At 36.4% G+C, this 16,642-nt stretch carries 17 protein-coding genes; 1 reads left to right on the forward strand and 16 read right to left on the reverse strand.

What is annotated here, in order from left to right; translation table 11 throughout:
* Positions 1–134 precede the first annotated feature (134 nt).
* The 10 genes from dnaB to DJ93_RS12800 all read right to left on the reverse strand — a co-directional run bounded on the left by dnaB (position 135) and on the right by DJ93_RS12800 (position 8,710).
* Positions 135–1,496: a replicative DNA helicase gene (gene dnaB, locus DJ93_RS12755; RefSeq protein ID WP_042981227.1), complete on the reverse strand. Its 1,362-nt coding sequence runs from the start codon at positions 1,494–1,496 to the stop codon at positions 135–137.
* 27 nt (positions 1,497–1,523) lie between these two features.
* Positions 1,524–1,970 (reverse strand): 50S ribosomal protein L9, encoded by a 447-nt coding sequence (gene rplI, locus DJ93_RS12760; RefSeq protein WP_042981228.1) that lies wholly within the window; start codon positions 1,968–1,970, stop codon positions 1,524–1,526.
* Positions 1,967–3,940, reverse strand: a complete 1,974-nt coding sequence (locus DJ93_RS12765) for a DHH family phosphoesterase (protein WP_042981229.1) — start codon at positions 3,938–3,940, stop codon at positions 1,967–1,969. The genes rplI and DJ93_RS12765 overlap by 4 nt, the downstream gene beginning before the upstream one ends.
* 155 nt (positions 3,941–4,095) lie before the next feature.
* Positions 4,096–5,034, reverse strand: coding sequence for a YybS family protein (locus DJ93_RS12770; protein ID WP_042981231.1), 939 nt, complete (start codon positions 5,032–5,034; stop codon positions 4,096–4,098).
* 82 nt (positions 5,035–5,116) lie between these two features.
* Complete coding sequence (rpsR, locus tag DJ93_RS12775; protein WP_000918874.1) at positions 5,117–5,350, reverse strand: 30S ribosomal protein S18; 234 nt, start codon at positions 5,348–5,350, stop codon at positions 5,117–5,119.
* 45 nt (positions 5,351–5,395) lie between these two features.
* Positions 5,396–5,908, reverse strand: a complete 513-nt coding sequence (ssb, locus tag DJ93_RS12780) for a single-stranded DNA-binding protein (RefSeq protein ID WP_042981232.1) — start codon at positions 5,906–5,908, stop codon at positions 5,396–5,398.
* A gap of 30 nt (positions 5,909–5,938) precedes the next feature.
* Entirely contained in the window at positions 5,939–6,226 is a 288-nt protein-coding gene (rpsF, locus tag DJ93_RS12785; RefSeq protein ID WP_042981233.1) for a 30S ribosomal protein S6, read from the reverse strand.
* A 192-nt stretch (positions 6,227–6,418) separates the two neighbouring features.
* Positions 6,419–7,519: a redox-regulated ATPase YchF gene (ychF, locus tag DJ93_RS12790; protein WP_042981234.1), complete on the reverse strand. Its 1,101-nt coding sequence runs from the start codon at positions 7,517–7,519 to the stop codon at positions 6,419–6,421.
* A gap of 115 nt (positions 7,520–7,634) precedes the next feature.
* Positions 7,635–7,832 (reverse strand): DUF951 domain-containing protein, encoded by a 198-nt coding sequence (locus DJ93_RS12795; RefSeq protein ID WP_000436051.1) that lies wholly within the window; start codon positions 7,830–7,832, stop codon positions 7,635–7,637.
* Positions 7,833–7,852: 20 nt separating this feature from the next.
* Positions 7,853–8,710 carry a mechanosensitive ion channel family protein gene (locus DJ93_RS12800; protein WP_042981236.1) on the reverse strand — a complete coding sequence of 286 codons (858 nt, stop codon included), beginning with the start codon at positions 8,708–8,710 and terminating at the stop codon, positions 7,853–7,855.
* 290 nt (positions 8,711–9,000) lie between these two features.
* On the opposite strand from DJ93_RS12800, the gene yyaC reads away from it, so the two are divergent.
* Positions 9,001–9,597: a spore protease YyaC gene (yyaC, locus tag DJ93_RS12805; protein WP_042981237.1), complete on the forward strand. Its 597-nt coding sequence runs from the start codon at positions 9,001–9,003 to the stop codon at positions 9,595–9,597.
* A 20-nt stretch (positions 9,598–9,617) separates the two neighbouring features.
* Here yyaC and DJ93_RS12810 read toward each other — a convergent pair whose 3' ends face one another.
* From DJ93_RS12810 to mnmE, 6 genes are all read right to left on the reverse strand, one after another.
* Entirely contained in the window at positions 9,618–10,469 is an 852-nt protein-coding gene (locus tag DJ93_RS12810; RefSeq protein WP_080743458.1) for a ParB/RepB/Spo0J family partition protein, read from the reverse strand.
* On the reverse strand, positions 10,462–11,223 hold the full coding sequence (gene soj / locus DJ93_RS12815) for a sporulation initiation inhibitor protein Soj (RefSeq protein ID WP_042981240.1): 762 nt from the start codon (positions 11,221–11,223) through the stop codon (positions 10,462–10,464). Before soj ends, DJ93_RS12810 begins: the two co-directional genes overlap by 8 nt.
* A gap of 188 nt (positions 11,224–11,411) precedes the next feature.
* Entirely contained in the window at positions 11,412–12,284 is an 873-nt protein-coding gene (noc, locus tag DJ93_RS12820) for a nucleoid occlusion protein (protein ID WP_042981241.1), read from the reverse strand.
* A gap of 104 nt (positions 12,285–12,388) precedes the next feature.
* Complete coding sequence (gene rsmG / locus DJ93_RS12825) at positions 12,389–13,108, reverse strand: 16S rRNA (guanine(527)-N(7))-methyltransferase RsmG (protein ID WP_042981242.1); 720 nt, start codon at positions 13,106–13,108, stop codon at positions 12,389–12,391.
* A 21-nt stretch (positions 13,109–13,129) separates the two neighbouring features.
* The gene (gene mnmG / locus DJ93_RS12830) at positions 13,130–15,019 is read right to left on the reverse strand and encodes a tRNA uridine-5-carboxymethylaminomethyl(34) synthesis enzyme MnmG (RefSeq protein ID WP_042981243.1); all 1,890 of its coding nucleotides are present in this window, start codon (positions 15,017–15,019) and stop codon (positions 13,130–13,132) included.
* A 46-nt stretch (positions 15,020–15,065) separates the two neighbouring features.
* On the reverse strand, positions 15,066–16,442 hold the full coding sequence (gene mnmE, locus DJ93_RS12835) for a tRNA uridine-5-carboxymethylaminomethyl(34) synthesis GTPase MnmE (RefSeq protein WP_042981244.1): 1,377 nt from the start codon (positions 16,440–16,442) through the stop codon (positions 15,066–15,068).
* Positions 16,443–16,642: the final 200 nt, after the last annotated feature.

Consider the following 16,642-nt stretch of genomic DNA (forward strand, 5'->3'; position numbering starts at 1 on the left):
AACGAACATTTTTTTAACTTTTATCATTTTCGTTCGTAAGAATTCTATATTCTCCTAATGAAAGCCCTATCTTTTATACATAAAAAAAGAAACACATCTTATTATAAGAAATGTGCTCCTTTTTTATACTTTCTTTACGCCGGTGGTGCATGTCCGTCGTCAAAACGACGTTCTAAGTTTACGAATTTGTTAAACTCCTTAACGAATGCAAGTTCTACAGAACCTACTGGACCATTACGTTGCTTTGCAATAATAATTTCAATCGTGTTTTTATTTTCTGTTTCACGATCATAGTAATCCTCACGATACAAGAATGCCACAATATCGGCATCCTGCTCAATACTTCCCGACTCACGGATATCAGACATCATTGGACGTTTATCTTGACGAGATTCAACACCACGAGATAGCTGAGATAAGGCAATAACAGGTACTTGCAATTCACGTGCTATACCTTTTAGCGTACGGGAAATTTCAGATACTTCTTGTTGACGATTTTCCCCTGATTTCCCGCTACCTTGAATAAGCTGCAAGTAGTCAATTAAAATCATCCCTAGACCTTGTTCTTGCTTTAACCTACGGCATTTCGCACGAATCTCACTCACTCGAATCCCTGGTGTATCATCAATATATATACCAGCATTCGAAAGACTTCCCATTGCCATTGTCAACTTAGCCCAATCATCTGAAGTTAATGAGCCCGTACGAAGTCTTTGCGCATCAATATTCCCTTCCGCACAAAGCATACGCATAACAAGCTGATCCGCACCCATCTCTAAACTAAAAATCGCTACATTTTCATCTGTTTTTGTCGCTACATTTTGCGCGATATTTAATGAGAAAGCCGTTTTCCCTACAGATGGACGGGCTGCTACGATAATTAAATCATTTCGCTGGAATCCTGCTGTCATCTTATCTAATTCAGTGAATCCAGTCGGTATCCCTGTAACTTCACCTTTTTGATTATGCAAAAGTTCAATTTTATCATAAGCATCTACAAGAACATCCTTAATATTTTGGAACGCTTTTGCATTTGTTTGATGCGATACTTCTAATATCTTTTTTTCAGCCTCATTTAAGAGACCTTCTACATCATCTTCTCTTTCATATCCATCTGACACAATATGAGTTGCTGTTCGAATTAAACGTCGTAAAAGTGCTTTTTCAGCAATAATACGCGCGTAATATTCAACGTTCGCTGCTGTCGGAACAACTTCAGCTAATTCGGCTAAATAGGAAACACCGCCAACTTCTTCTAATAATCCTTGATCAGCCAGCGCCGCTGTTGCGGTAACTAAATCAATCGGTTCCCCTTTATCCGATAAACTAAGCATAATTCCAAAAATCTTTTGATGTGCTGTTCGATAGAAAGATTCAGGTAACAGTAGTTCCGAAGCTGAGGTTAACGCATCTTGATCGAGAAATATAGCCCCTAAAACTGCCTGCTCAGCCTCTATATTATGCGGAGGGGTACGATCAGCAAGTACGTCACTCATACGCAATCCTCCTTACCTAACTTATTTTTATTGTTCACTAACATGCACTTTTACTGTTGCTGTTACTTGTGGATGCAGTTTCACAATTACGTTTGTGTATCCCAATGCACGAATCGCATCATCCATTTCAAATTTACGTTTATCAAGCTTAATATTGTGAGCTTTTTGCATTGCATCTACAATTTGTTTGCTTGTAATAGAACCGAATAAACGTCCACCTTCGCCAGATTTCGCTTTTAATTCTACAGTTAATTTCTCTAATGTTTCTTTTAATTGTTTCGCATTTTCAAGTTCTGCTGCTGCATCTTTTTCTTCTTTACGTTTTTGCGCTTCTAACGTTTTCATACTACTATTATTCGCTTCTGCAGCTAATCCTTGTTTTAGCAGGAAGTTATTCGCGTAACCGTCTGGTACGTTTTTCACTTCTCCTTTTTTCCCTTTACCTTTTACGTCTTTTAGAAAAATTACTTTCATGATTGTGTGCCTCCCTGTAAATAATCATCAATAACGAATCGAAGCTTCTCCTCAGCTTCATCTACTGTAACATTTTTCATCTGCGTGGCCGCATTCGTTAAATGCCCGCCACCACCTAGGTTTTCCATAATTAGTTGCACGTTTACTTCACCTAAAGAACGTCCACTAATTCCAATGAAATTCTCCCCACGTTTCGCAATAACGAAGGACGCTATTATCCCTGTCATTGTTAACAGCGTATCGGCTGATTGCGCAATGAGTACTTGATCATAGTATTTATCCCCATCTACTTTAGCAATCGCAATTCCATTTTTATAAATGTACGCATTTTGAATTGTTTTTGCAACCCGTAAATACTGCCCCATATCTTCTTTTAGCAATTCTTGCACGAGAACTGTATCTGCTCCGTGCGAACGCAAATAAGAAGCTGCATCAAATGTACGAGCACCTGTCCGGAACGTAAAGCTTTTCGTATCTACTATAATACCCGCCAATAGTGCCGTCGCTTCTAACATTGTCATTTTCAAACTCTTCGGTTGATACTCAAGAAGCTCTGTAACAAGCTCTGCTGTCGAAGAAGCATACGGTTCCATATAAACAAGAAGCGGATCTTCAATAAATTCTTCCCCACGGCGATGATGATCAATCACAACTACATTCTCAATTTTGCGTAGTAGTTTCTCTTCCATCACCATTGAAGGTTTATGCGTATCAACAACAACAAGTAATGAATCATCTGTTGCAAACTCCATAGCCTGCTCTGGTGAAATAAATTGAGACCATAATTCCTCATTTTGTTTCACCTTATCCATTAATCGCTTAATTCCTTTATCCGAATCATTCTCGTCTAGCACAATATATCCTTTTCGTTCATTTAACTGCGCTACCTTCAAAATACCAATCGCAGCACCAATCGCATCCATATCTGGCGCTCTATGCCCCATTATGATGACATTACTGCTTTCTAATACTAAATCCTTTAATGCATGCGAAATAACTCGTGCGCGTACACGTGTGCGTTTTTCAACTGGATTCGTCTTGCCACCATAAAATTTCACCTTACCCGTCGCTTGTTTAATCGCTACTTGGTCTCCACCTCGACCTAATGCAAGGTCTAAACCAGACTGAGCCATTGCCCCAAGTTCCGCTAAAGATAAATCACCAGATCCAACCCCGACACTTAATGTGAGCGGTATATTACGCTTTGATGTTTCTTCACGCACTTGATCTAAAATATTGAATTTCCCCTTCTCCATTTGCGCTAAAATACTTTCATTTAACACAACGAAAAATCTTTCAGAAGAAGCTCGTTTTAAATACGCACCATATTTAATAGCCCATTCGTTTAAGCGCGACGTTACTAGACTTGTTATATTCGTACGTAGTTGATCATCTAAACCTTGCGTCACTTCATCATAATTATCTAAATAAATGACAGCTAAAACAGTCCGCTGATCCTCATACATCTTTTCAATTTCTGTTTGTTCTGTTACATCAAAGAAATAAATTAATTTCTCTTCTTTCCTAACAAACACACGGAACTTACGGTTATTTAAAGATACTATATCATCAGAAGTTTCCCCTTTAATAAAAAGGAGTAACGTTTCTGATACATCGTACAAATGCCATCCAGCTAATGCATGTTGCCCTAAACATGAAGACAAATAAGGATTTGCCCAATCAATCCCATAATCCTTATTGTATAACAAAATACCAATCGGCATTTGATTGAATGCCTCATTACTCACTTTCTTCACTCTCGTAATCATGTCTGTTGTATACTTTTCAAGATTCCTTTGAAAATTGATTTCAAATCGAATTACCAAGAAAAGGACGATACAAAAAATAAAAAAAGTGGTCATCCCCATTATCCAGTGAAAATAACCGAGAATGGTAATAAGCACAAACACAAAAAACGCCAATACGTAAACAGGATATAAAAACCGCTGTTTCTTATAAAATTCAGGCATGTATCCAACTCCCATAAAGTAAAACTAACACAACTAGCAACTTACCTACTTATCATTGCCGGTTAGTTAAACAAATTAAACGCCCTATCTCTAAAGCTTTTAAAAAATCTTTAAAGGTTCCAAATGAACTAATATTGCGTTTCCTCGCTCTTTTTTTATTTTGATTGTATTTTAGAGCGTAATGAAATCCCTAAATCAATTATACCTAAGATTGTCACAAGAGGAAACAGCATTGGGATAAACATACATACGATGAAAGTTATAATTAGCACTGCTTTCGTGTAACCTTTCTCATATGCCAAAAAGGCTATGAATGAAAATCCTTGAAATACAAGAAGAATTGAAAAAGCGGCATATAAGTTAGAGAACACCATATGCAAATAAGAAGTTGATTCAACTTCCATAAATGTAGAAAGTAAAATAAATATGACATAATACCAAACAATACTTTTTGGAAATTGCATATTTCTAAATTGAGGGAACGGCGTAACATTATGCTTTAATCTTTTTAAAACATTCCCCGTCATTAATAATGTAAACCAAGAATACATTACCGCAACCATGGCAAGCAAGCTTGGCAGAAGAATTCGAAGCAGGTCATTAAATTGTCCTAATAATTCTTTTTTCTCCTTTGTAAGCGGCTGTCCAGCAGCATTCATCATTTGTTCACCTTTTCCAATAAACCCATTAAACATATCTTGCATTTGCTTCATTAAATCTATATTAAAAAACTTTATACTTCCAACGTAAATCATTACGAAGCTAATCAAGTACGCAAGAGCACCTACTAGTAATATTTCTACTGGTTTTTTTTCTTTTTTATACATATACCCTAAAACGATACCTATCAACCCAAACATAACGGTCTTTACAAGACTAATTGGCTGACTAACAATAATCGTAATAAAAAGCGCTGAAACAAAAAACATACATGTACTCGAAAATTTATACCTTACCATAAACAATATAAACGGTAATGGCAATGCAAATGTTACAACTGCACTTAAAATAGGAACATACATGGATACAAGAAGTAACACCGCATATACAGCTAATAAAGCTGCTCCATCTGTAATAAATCTCGTTCTTTTCACTCTTTAACCTCTCTTTCTAAAAAAAGAAAAGCATAGCAAAATGCACAGTAGAGTCCGACTCTACTGTGCATTTCATACGCTATTATTCACCAACATATGGTAAAAGTGCCATTTGACGAGCACGTTTAATTGCAACTGTAAGTTTGCGTTGGTATTTTGCGCTTGTTCCTGTTACGCGACGAGGTAAAATTTTACCACGCTCAGAAACGAAACGTTTTAATAAATCAACATCTTTATAGTCGATGCGAGTGATGCCGTTAGATGTGAAGAAACACACCTTACGACGTTTCGCACGTCCACCTTTGCGTCCTGCCATGTCTATTCCCCTCCATTCTTTGTTAAAAATAACCGTTTTATACCATTAAAATGGTAAATCGTCGTCCGAAATATCAATCGGTTGACCTACATTTGAAAATGGATCGTCATTCTTCGTAAATCCAGAGTTACCTGAGTTACCTGAATTACTAGATTGGCCGAATGGGTTAGAGCCTTGGTTACCGAAACCAGCTCCTGATGGTTGCTGATTGAATGAACCGCGTTGCTCCCCACCGCCATTACGCGGCTCTAAAAATTGTACGCTCTCCGCAAGAACTTCTGTTACGTATACACGTTTACCATCTTGTCCCTCATAATTACGAGTTTGAAGACGTCCATCTACGCCTGCTAAGCTACCTTTTTTCAAATAATTCGCTACGTTTTCTGCTTGTTTACGCCATATTACACAATTAATAAAGTCAGCTTCACGCTCACCTTGTTGATTCGCAAATGCGCGATTCACAGCTAACGTAAAAGTAGCTACTGCAACACCATTGGGCGTGTAACGTAAGTCAGGGTCCTTAGTTAAACGACCAACGAGGATAACACGATTCATCAATCGAACCACTCTCCCTATATATCTTAATTATTATTCTTCGTCTTTAACAACGATGTGACGCATGATATCTTCGTTGATCTTAGCTAAACGGTCGAATTCTTTAACAGCTTCTGCATTAGAATTTACGTTTAAGATCATGTAGAAACCGTCACGTAAGTCGTTGATTTCGTAAGCTAAACGACGCTTACCCCACTCTTTCGTGTTAATGATTTCTGCACCATTGCTAGTTAAAACGCTTGCGAAGCGCTCAACTAAAGCTTTTTGAGCTTCTTCCTCCATGTTTGGACGGATGATGTACATGATTTCGTACTTTTTCATTACACTTTCACCTCCTTTTGGTCTAAACGGCCCGTATTGGGCAAGGAGCAATTAATTATATAGTAATTACTCACGAGTTTAGATTATATCATAGTAAGTTAGATGAAGCAACTCACCAATACATAAAAAACTTGGCAAATACATAATATATTTGCCAAGTTCATATCTTTGTTTTTCCTAGGAAATATCGGATTACACGTTAAAGCGGAAGTGCATAACATCTCCATCTTTTACGATATATTCTTTTCCCTCTAAACGTACTTTCCCAGCTTCTTTCGCTGCTGTCATAGAACCATTTGTCATTAGATCATCATAAGAAACTGTTTCTGCACGAATAAATCCACGTTCAAAGTCTGTATGAATAACGCCAGCACATTGAGGTGCTTTCATACCTTTTTTAAATGTCCATGCGCGTACTTCTTGTACACCAGCTGTGAAATAAGTAGCCAGTCCTAATAAATCGTATGCGGCGCGAATTAATTGGTCTAAACCTGACTCTTCAATGCCCAATTCTTCAAGGAATACCTTTTTCTCTTCCTCGTCTAATTCAGCAATTTCTGATTCGATTTTTGCACATACAACAATTACTTGCGAATTTTCATTAGCTGCAAATTCTTTTACCATCTGTACGTACTTATTTTCAGATGGGTCCATAATTTCGTCTTCGCTCACGTTTGCTACGTATAACATTTCTTTCGTTGTAAGTAAATGAAGACCTTTAACAATTTTCATTTGTTCTTCTGTAAATTCAACAGTACGAGCTGGTTTCCCCTCTTCGAATGCTTCTTTTAAACGAACTAAAATTTCATGCTCGTATACTGCTTCTTTATCTTTTTGTCTTGCTAATTTTGCAACACGTTCAATACGTTTATCAACAGATTCTAAATCCGCTAAGATTAGCTCTAAGTTGATTGTTTCAATATCATCGATTGGATCTACTTTTCCTGAAACGTGTGTAATATTTTCATCTTCAAAACAACGAACAACTTGGCAAATTGCATCCACTTGACGAATGTGAGATAAGAATTTATTTCCTAATCCTTCACCTTTACTCGCGCCTTTTACGATACCTGCGATATCAGTAAATTCGAATACAGTTGGAACAGTTTTTTTCGGTTCTACTAGTTCCGTTAATTTATTTAAGCGCTCATCCGGTACTTCTACAATCCCTACGTTCGGATCAATTGTACAGAATGGATAGTTCGCAGATTCTGCTCCCGCTTGTGTAATTGCATTAAATAAAGTGGATTTCCCTACGTTAGGTAATCCAACAATCCCAGCCGTTAATCCCATATTTTTCACTCCTATGTCTCAATCTTCCATCATTATAGATAGTAACGAAAAAAATGACAAGTTTCCAAAAAACGAAAAAAAGTAACAGCTACCTCATGTAACTGTTACTTTTTCCCTATTCTTCATGCTTCACAAGTATTTTTTTCACCTTGCGATCAAATTCTCTTCGAGGAATCATTACCGAATGGTCACATCCCTCGCACTTAATGCGGATATCCATTCCCATACGAATAATCTTCCAGCGATTTTCACCACATGGATGGGCCTTCTTCATTTCCACAACATCGTACAAGTTATACTGCTTTTGCTCCATTCTCCAAACCCCTCCCACTACTAAATTGCTTTTTCATTAACTAATTCTTCACGACTATATAAAACCATACGTGGGTATGGAATTTCAATACCATGTAAATCAAGACGATTTTTAATCTCTTTGCGAAGAGCTCTCGCAATAACTGCATGTTGCATTGGCTCTACTTCAGCAATAACACGTAATACCACTTCGGATGCCGCCAATGTTTGAACACCTAGTAATTGAGGCGTCGTTACCATCTTCTCATATTTTTCTGGTAATTCCACTAATAAATCTTCAATAACTTGCTCCGCTCGCACTATATCACTTTCATAGGAAATGGCTACATCAACAAACGCTACACTATTACTAACAGAAAAATTCGTTACTTGTACAATACTACCATTCGGTAAAATATGAATTTCACCTGTCCAGCTTTTCATCTTCGTTGTACGTAGTCCTATTTCTAAGACGGTTCCTTCAAATTGGCCTATTCTTACATAATCACCTACTGAAAACTGATCTTCTAACAAAATGAATAACCCTGTAATAACGTCTTTCACTAAACTTTGCGCACCAAAACCGACTGCTAAACCAATTACCCCAGCACCGGCTAATAATCCTGATGCATTAATATCAAATACACCTAAAATCGCAATTAACATAATGAATATAACAACATATGCCACAATGTTTTCAAGCAATTTTGCTACTGTAACTGTACGACGTTCTGAAATTTGAATTGGTGAACGACTTCCCATCCGAAAGGCATTTCGTACAATTGCTCTTGCAATACGAACAACGATTGCACCAAGTATTAAAATAACTACTATTTTTAATGATCTCATTCCTATATTCGCCCAATTTACGGACTCGAACCATCGCATCGCTAAATCCATCTTTTTTCTACCTCTCCAACTAAAATTTCTTTTTATTTTACCTTTATTATTGTATCAGAAGTCTCCCTTATTTCTAAAAAAAATTTATGATTTTATTCACATTTGTTCATCTTCATTTAGGTATAAAATGGAACAAATATATATATACTAGTACTATTATTTCCACTTTCATTCACAGTTTATCAAAAACATGAACTTATAATTTTTCCATATTGCACTTTTTTCGCTCAATATAAAACAAAACACTTTATAACATAATTGTAAAAATTTATTAAAAGGATGGGTGCTTCATGAATATTGGAAGTTTTCGCTTACCTTTTTTTGAAAAAGAATCGCAAAATGTTATGCACCACGACTTAGAAGCCTCAGAAACAATCAGCAATTTCTTACTCTCTCACATACCTATTAAACTAAATATACCACTCATTCTCGTTTGTATTGGAACCGATCGGTCTACCGGTGATGCACTTGGCCCATTAGTCGGGGCTAAATTAGAACAACTCGAAATCCAAAACTTCCAAGTATTTGGCACACTTGATGAACCAATACACGCACTAAACTTAGAAGATAAAATTCAGAATATACAAAAAACAAATCCTGATTCTTTTGTTATTGCTGTGGATGCTTGCTTAGGGAAATCTCAAAGTATCGGTTCTATAACTACGGGAAAAGGACCTAGTAAACCTGGAGCTGCAATGAATAAAAAATTACCAGCAATTGGAGATTTGCATATACATGGTATCGTAAATTTAAATGGTTTTATGGAATTTTTCGTACTTCAAAATACAAGGTTGAGTCTAGTTATGAAAATGGCTGATGTAATTGCTCAAAGTATAAAAGAAACAGATCAAAAATTATCTGCATTAAAAAAAGCAAACCATCTATAAAGAATAAGATGGTTTGCTTTTTAATTTTCCCGTGCTAATAATTCTAAAATACGCTCTAAATCCTCTTTATTAAAGAACTCTATTTCAATTTTACCTTTTTCTTTTTTTGTTTCTTTAATCTTTACGTCTGTACCAAACTTTTCTCTTAATAACGTTTCGCGCTCTACAAAAAATATATTTCTTTCTTTTTTCACTTTTTTTGTTTCACGTGAAACGCCTTGATTAATTTCTTGTACCATTTTCTCTAACTGTCTAACATTTAAACCTTCTTTTTCAATGCGCTTTAGTAAAGATTTTAATAGTTCCTCATCTTTTATTGTAAGCAAAGTCCTTCCATGAGCCATCGAAAGCTTCCCGCTTGCAATCATGTCTTGAACAAATGGAGGGAGGCTTAATAATCGCGTATAATTTGCAATATATGGCCTACTTTTCCCAAGACGTTTTGCTAATTGTTCTTGCGTTACATGTAACTCATTCATTAACAGCTGATATGCCATTGCCTCTTCCATAGGATTTAAATCTTCACGCTGTAAATTTTCCAGTAAAGCGAACTCCATCATTTGCTGCTCGTTTAATTGACGAACAACAGCTGGAACTTTTTCAAGACCAGCTTCCTTAGCAGCTCGATATCTTCTTTCACCAGCAACAATTTCATATCCTTTAATACTTTTCCTCGCAATTAACGGTTGTAAAATACCATGTTCTTTAATAGATGCTGCTAACTCTTGAATTGCATCTTTATTAAAGTGTTTACGTGGTTGATACGGATTCGGTCTTAATTCAGTTACCGTGATTTCTTGAATTGTTTCTTCTTCCTTTACATCTAAATCAGGAAAAAATGCATTAATCCCTCTTCCTAGCCCTTTAGCCACCTGCAATCACTTCCTCTGCTAAATCTATGTACACTTCCGCTCCTCTTGATTTAGCATCATACTGCATAATTGGTTTCCCATGACTTGGTGCCTCACTTAAACGGACATTACGTGGAATGATAGAGCGGTATACTTTATCTCGGAAATATTTTTTCACTTCATCTATAACTTGAATTCCTAGATTTGTACGAGCATCTAACATCGTTAATAATACACCTTGAATTTCTAAATTTTTATTTAAATGCTTTTGTACAAGTCGAACTGTATTTAGTAGCTGACTTAATCCCTCCAACGCATAGTATTCACACTGAACAGGAATAATGACAGAATCAGCTGCGGTTAATGCGTTAATTGTTAATAATCCTAAAGATGGAGGACAGTCAATAATAATGTAATCGTATTCGTCACGAACTGAATATAATGCTCTTTGCAAACGTACTTCCCGGGAAATGGTTGGTACCAATTCAATTTCAGCCCCTGCCAATTGAATCGTAGCGGGTAGAACATCTAAGTTTTCAGTTGCGGTTTTTCGTATCACACCTTGAACATCTGCATCTTCTACAAGCACATTATAAATACATTGATCTAATTCAGATTTTTCAATTCCCACACCAGTCGTTGCATTTCCTTGAGCATCAATATCCACAAGAAGAACTTTTTTTCCTACTTGCGCCAATCCAGCTCCTAAATTAACAGATGTTGTTGTTTTTCCAACACCGCCTTTTTGATTAGCAATAGCAATGATTTTTCCCATGATGTCACCTACTTTCAACCTTTCTATCTTATTCTAAAAATAATTATGTTTATTGTAACACGAAATAAAACTTTTTCTTTTACGTCCTTATTAAACTTCAAAATTTATTTTCAAACTCCTTCTTCATTTAACAAGAAAATATAGTAAAAGAGACCTCTCCAAAAGGAAAGGCCCCACACACATAGCTATTACTTTTTCTTAGGAATTTTAATCGTAATTTGATAGTATTCATCAAATTCCTCTTCCTCAGAATTAACATTCAAACCACTATCCGCAACCATTTGTAATGATTGCCTAATTGTATTCATTGCAATTCTCGTATCACGGCTTACTGCTTTTTGTTTTACTTTCTTCTTCGGCTTTACTTCCTCTAGGAGCTTTGCAATACGTTCTTCCGTTTGCTTCACATTCAATTGTTTGTCCACAATTTCTTGTAAAACCTTTAGCTGAAGCTCCTCATTTTTCAAAGGAATAAGAGCACGTGCATGACGCTCTGTAATACTCTTTTCTAATAATGCCTTTTTCACTTCTTCAGGCAACTTTAATAATCGCAACTTATTTGCGATTGTCGATTGCCCTTTTCCAAGTCGTTGTGCTAATGCCTCTTGTGTTAAATTATGTAACTCAATCAGCTTTTGATATGCAACAGCTTCTTCAATTGCCGTTAATTCTTCACGCTGCAAATTCTCAATTAAAGCGACAGAAGCTGTTTCAGTATCATTTAAATTCTTTATGATTGCAGGAACTTTTTCCCAGCCTAATTTCGTTGCGGCACGAAAACGTCTTTCCCCGGCAATAATTTCATACTTATCATCCTCATATTGTCTCACAACAATCGGCTGAATAAGCCCATGCGTACGGATCGTCAAAGCTAGTTCATCAATACGTGCATCGTCAAAAACTGTCCGTGGTTGATAACGGTTAGGTGTAATATTTCCTATTGGAATTTCTTGTATTTCTTCATATACCTTTTTATCTATTTCTTCATGGCTTTCGTCTTGTAATTCGAATTCGCTCTCTTTATCTCCAAAGCCAAATAAACGAGAAAACGTATTTTTCATACATATTCCACCACCTTTGGGCCTATTGACTGTTCTCCATAAAATGTTTCCTATGAAACATTTACGTTTTCATTTATATAATCTAATCTTACGTCTAATAAGATTTATTTTTCAATAGGTAATTTATTGGGTGTCCCTGGCTTACGCGGATATTTCTTTGGTGTTTTGCGCTTTTTCTCAATCAATAAAATATTACGCTCGCTTTCCTCGAACGGTAATTGGAACGTAGACATTTCTTTTAGTTCCCCACCGAGTACTTCTAAAGCATACTTACCATTTTCGATTTCTTCATTCGCTGCTGCACCTTTCATCGCAATAAATGTTCCACCAACTTTTACAAGTGGCAAACATAATTCACTCAGTACAGAAAGACGGGCAACTGCACGCGCCATTACAATATCATACGATTCACGTATACCATCTTTTTTTCCAAATGTTTCAGCACGATCATGACAAAATGCAACATCACTTAATTCTAATTTTTGTGCTAAATGATTTAAGAAGTTAATACGTTTTTGTAATGAATCAACAATTGTTACTTTCAAATGTGGGAAACAAATTTTTAAAGGAATACTCGGAAATCCTGCACCCGCTCCAACATCACAAATGGAAAATGGCTTTGAAAAATCATAATAAAAGGCAGCTGTAATTGAGTCGAAAAAGTGCTTTAAATACACTTCTTCTTTCTCTGTAATAGCCGTTAAGTTCATCTTCTCATTCCACTCCACTAACGTTTCAAAGTAGATTTCGAATTGCTCTAATTGTCTAGGAGAGAGGGAAATCCCTTTCTCTCCTAGCATAGATTGAAATTGTTCAATATTCATCTGGCAATATCTCCTTACTATTTATTGGTTCGATACTCGCGCAATTTTTCCTTGTTCAATGTACACAAGTAAAATGGAAATATCAGCTGGATTTACGCCAGAAATACGTGATGCTTGCCCCATAGAAAGTGGGCGAACGTCTTTCAACTTCTGCCTAGCTTCTGAAGCAATTCCAGAAATCGCATCATAATCAATATCAACAGGTATTTTTTTATTTTCCATTTTCTTCATACGATCTACTTGTTGTAAGGATTTTTCAATATATCCTTCGTACTTAATTTGAATTTCAACTTGTTCTGCAACTTCATCATTTATTTCTAATTCACTCGGTGATAGAAGACGGATATGTTCATATGTCATCTCCGTACGGCGTAATAAGTCGCTTGCTCTTATTCCATCCTTCAATTCACTTCCGCCAGCGTTACGAATTAACTCCTGAACTTCAGGGCGTGGTTTAATAAAAATACTTTCTAAACGCGCCTTTTCTTGTTCAATTTGCTCCTTTTTATTGGAGAAACGCTCATAGCGTTCTTCTTTAATTAAACCTATTTCATGACCAATTTCTGTTAAACGAAGATCTGCATTATCGTGACGTAATAATAAACGATATTCTGCACGGGACGTTAACAGACGATACGGTTCATTTGTACCTTTCGTTACAAGGTCATCAATTAAAACGCCAATGTATGCATCAGCACGACCTAAAATCACTTCTTTTTTACCTAAAGAGCGGCAAGCTGCGTTAATTCCAGCCATCAGACCTTGTCCCGCAGCTTCTTCATAACCAGAAGTACCGTTGATTTGTCCTGCTGTATATAAATTTTTAATTTTTTTCGTTTCAAGTGTTGGCCACAATTGTGTCGGCACAATTGCATCATACTCGATTGCATAACCTGTACGCATCATTTCAACATTCTCTAAACCAGGAATTGTTTTCAGCATTTCACGTTGTACATCTTCCGGTAAACTTGTTGATAAGCCTTGTACATATACTTCTTTCGTATTACGTCCTTCTGGTTCTAAAAAGATTTGGTGGCGCGGTTTATCATTGAATCGTACTACCTTATCTTCAATTGAAGGACAGTAACGAGGCCCTGTTCCTTTAATCATACCAGAATACATAGCTGAACGATGTAAATTTCTATCAATTAAGCGATGCGTCTCTTCACTCGTATATGTTAACCAACATGGAATTTGATCCATAATAAATTTTGTCGTTTCAAAAGAGAAAGCCTGTGGCTTATCGTCACCTGGTTGAATCTCTGTTTTACTATAATCAATTGTATTACTGTTTACACGAGGTGGCGTACCTGTTTTAAATCTAACAAGATCTAAACCAAGCTCCTCTAAATGCTTAGATAATGTAATAGATGGTTGCTGATTGTTTGGACCACTTGAATATTTTAAATCGCCCATAATGATCTCACCACGTAAAAATGTTCCCGTTGTAATTACAACTGTGTTTGCCGTATATTCAGCACCTGATTGTGTAATTACCCCTTTACATACATCATCCTCAACGATTAAACGCTCTACCATTCCTTGACACAATGTTAAGTTTGGCGTTTCTTCAATTGTTTTCTTTAATTCATGTTGATACGAAAATTTATCTGCTTGTGCACGAAGGGCGCGTACAGCTGGTCCTTTCCCCGTGTTCAACATGCGCATTTGAATATGAGTCTTATCAATATTACGTCCCATTTCGCCGCCTAATGCATCAATTTCACGAACAACAATCCCTTTTGCTGGTCCACCAACAGAAGGGTTACATGGCATAAACGCTACCATATCTAAATTAATCGTTAACATTAATGTTTTTGAGCCCATTCGTGCTGCTGCAAGACCAGCTTCACATCCTGCATGACCTGCACCGATTACTATGACGTCGTATGAACCGGCATTGTATCCCATTGTTTATTCCTCCTAATATTCTCTATCTTTCTAAAAGATCTCTATGTTATTTTCCTAAACAAAATTGAGAGAACAATTGGTCAATTAAGCTTTCATGGACTGTATCACCAGTAATTTCACCAAGTATTTCCCACGTTCTTGTTAAGTCAATTTGAACCATATCAATTGGAACACCGTTCTCTATCGCATCAATTGCATCTCCAATTGTTTTTCCTGCTTGTGTTAATAAACCAATATGTCTCGCGTTAGAAACATATGTCATATCAGCAGATTCAATTGTTCCTTCGAAGAATAGATCAGCTATTGCTTTTTCTAAATCATCTATCCCTTGCTCCTCAATTAAGGAAGTTGTAATAATACGATTTTCACCAGCTAACTGAGCAACACGCTCCATGTCAATTCCTTGTGGTAAATCTGTCTTATTTACAATGACAATAAAGTCTTTTCCTTGTACTGCATGGAATAGTTCCTCATCTTCATTAGTTAACATCTCACTATAATTTACTACAACTAACACTAAATCAGCTTGATTCATCATTTCTTTTGAGCGCTCTACACCAATTCGTTCAACAATATCTTCTGTTTCACGGATTCCCGCTGTATCTATAAGTTTAAGTGGTACACCACGTACATTAACGTATTCTTCAATAACATCACGAGTTGTTCCTGCTATATCAGTTACTATCGCCTTTTTTTCTTGAACAAGACTGTTTAATAACGATGATTTTCCAACGTTAGGTCTTCCAATAATCGCGGTTGCGATTCCTTCACGTAAAATCTTCCCTTGCTTAGATGTTTCTAAGATTTTTTGAATTTCAGTCCGAACATTCGTAGCCTTTTCAATTAAAATATTATGTGTCATCTCTTCTACATCATCGTATTCTGGATAATCTATATTTACCTCAACATGGGCTAATGTTTCTAAGATTTCTTGACGAAGACGACCAATTAATTTAGATAATCGTCCTTCCATTTGATTAATTGCTACGTTCATTGCTCGATCTGTTTTCGCACGAATTAAATCCATTACAGCTTCAGCTTGCGATAGATCAATACGCCCATTTAAAAATGCACGCTTCGTAAATTCACCAGGCTCCGCTAAGCGTACTCCCTGTGCCAAAATAAGTTGTAGTACTTTATTTACTGAAACAAGGCCACCATGGCAGTTAATTTCTACTATATTTTCACGCGTAAATGTTCTCGGTGCACGCATGATGGAAACCATGACTTCCTCAATAACTTGATTTGTATCTAAATCAACAATATGGCCATAATGAATCGTATGAGAAGATACTGCCGTTAAATCTTTCCCTTTAAAAATGCGATTGACCTTCTCAACCGCATCCTCTCCACTTACTCGAACAATGGCAATTGCGCCTTCCCCAAGTGCTGTAGAAATTGCAGCAATCGTATCAAATTCCATGTCCTTTCACCTCACTTGCTTATTTCTCTCTATTTAAACATGATTTTTTCCTTCACTAAACTATTAGGATACCATAATGAACCTGTCTACAAAAGAATAATAACTCATTTTATTATGTCCTCATGTAAAAAACACTAAACTTATTCACAGTGGATAAGTTTAGTGTTTTTTAGTTATCCACAGCGCTTTTTACATCAAAA

The sequence above is a fragment of the Bacillus clarus genome (assembly GCF_000746925.1).
GTDB classification, from domain to species: domain Bacteria; phylum Bacillota; class Bacilli; order Bacillales; family Bacillaceae_G; genus Bacillus_A; species Bacillus_A clarus.

Bases quoted from the DNA above. Each gene is read 5' to 3' on its own strand.
- dnaB (WP_042981227.1), bottom strand. From the start codon at position 1,496: ATGAGTGACGTACTTGCTGATCGTACCCCTCCGCATAATATAGAGGCT.
- rplI (WP_042981228.1), bottom strand. From the start codon at position 1,970: ATGAAAGTAATTTTTCTAAAAGACGTAAAAGGTAAAGGGAAAAAAGGA.
- DJ93_RS12765 (WP_042981229.1), bottom strand. From the start codon at position 3,940: ATGCCTGAATTTTATAAGAAACAGCGGTTTTTATATCCTGTTTACGTA.
- rpsR (WP_000918874.1), bottom strand. From the start codon at position 5,350: ATGGCAGGACGCAAAGGTGGACGTGCGAAACGTCGTAAGGTGTGTTTC.
- rpsF (WP_042981233.1), bottom strand. From the start codon at position 6,226: ATGAAAAAGTACGAAATCATGTACATCATCCGTCCAAACATGGAGGAA.
- ychF (WP_042981234.1), bottom strand. From the start codon at position 7,519: ATGGGATTAACGGCTGGGATTGTTGGATTACCTAACGTAGGGAAATCC.
- DJ93_RS12795 (WP_000436051.1), bottom strand. From the start codon at position 7,832: ATGGAGCAAAAGCAGTATAACTTGTACGATGTTGTGGAAATGAAGAAG.
- DJ93_RS12800 (WP_042981236.1), bottom strand. From the start codon at position 8,710: ATGGATTTAGCGATGCGATGGTTCGAGTCCGTAAATTGGGCGAATATA.
- yyaC (WP_042981237.1), top strand. From the start codon at position 9,001: ATGAATATTGGAAGTTTTCGCTTACCTTTTTTTGAAAAAGAATCGCAA.
- soj (WP_042981240.1), bottom strand. From the start codon at position 11,223: ATGGGAAAAATCATTGCTATTGCTAATCAAAAAGGCGGTGTTGGAAAA.
- noc (WP_042981241.1), bottom strand. From the start codon at position 12,284: ATGAAAAATACGTTTTCTCGTTTATTTGGCTTTGGAGATAAAGAGAGC.
- rsmG (WP_042981242.1), bottom strand. From the start codon at position 13,108: ATGAATATTGAACAATTTCAATCTATGCTAGGAGAGAAAGGGATTTCC.
- mnmG (WP_042981243.1), bottom strand. From the start codon at position 15,019: ATGGGATACAATGCCGGTTCATACGACGTCATAGTAATCGGTGCAGGT.
- mnmE (WP_042981244.1), bottom strand. From the start codon at position 16,442: ATGGAATTTGATACGATTGCTGCAATTTCTACAGCACTTGGGGAAGGC.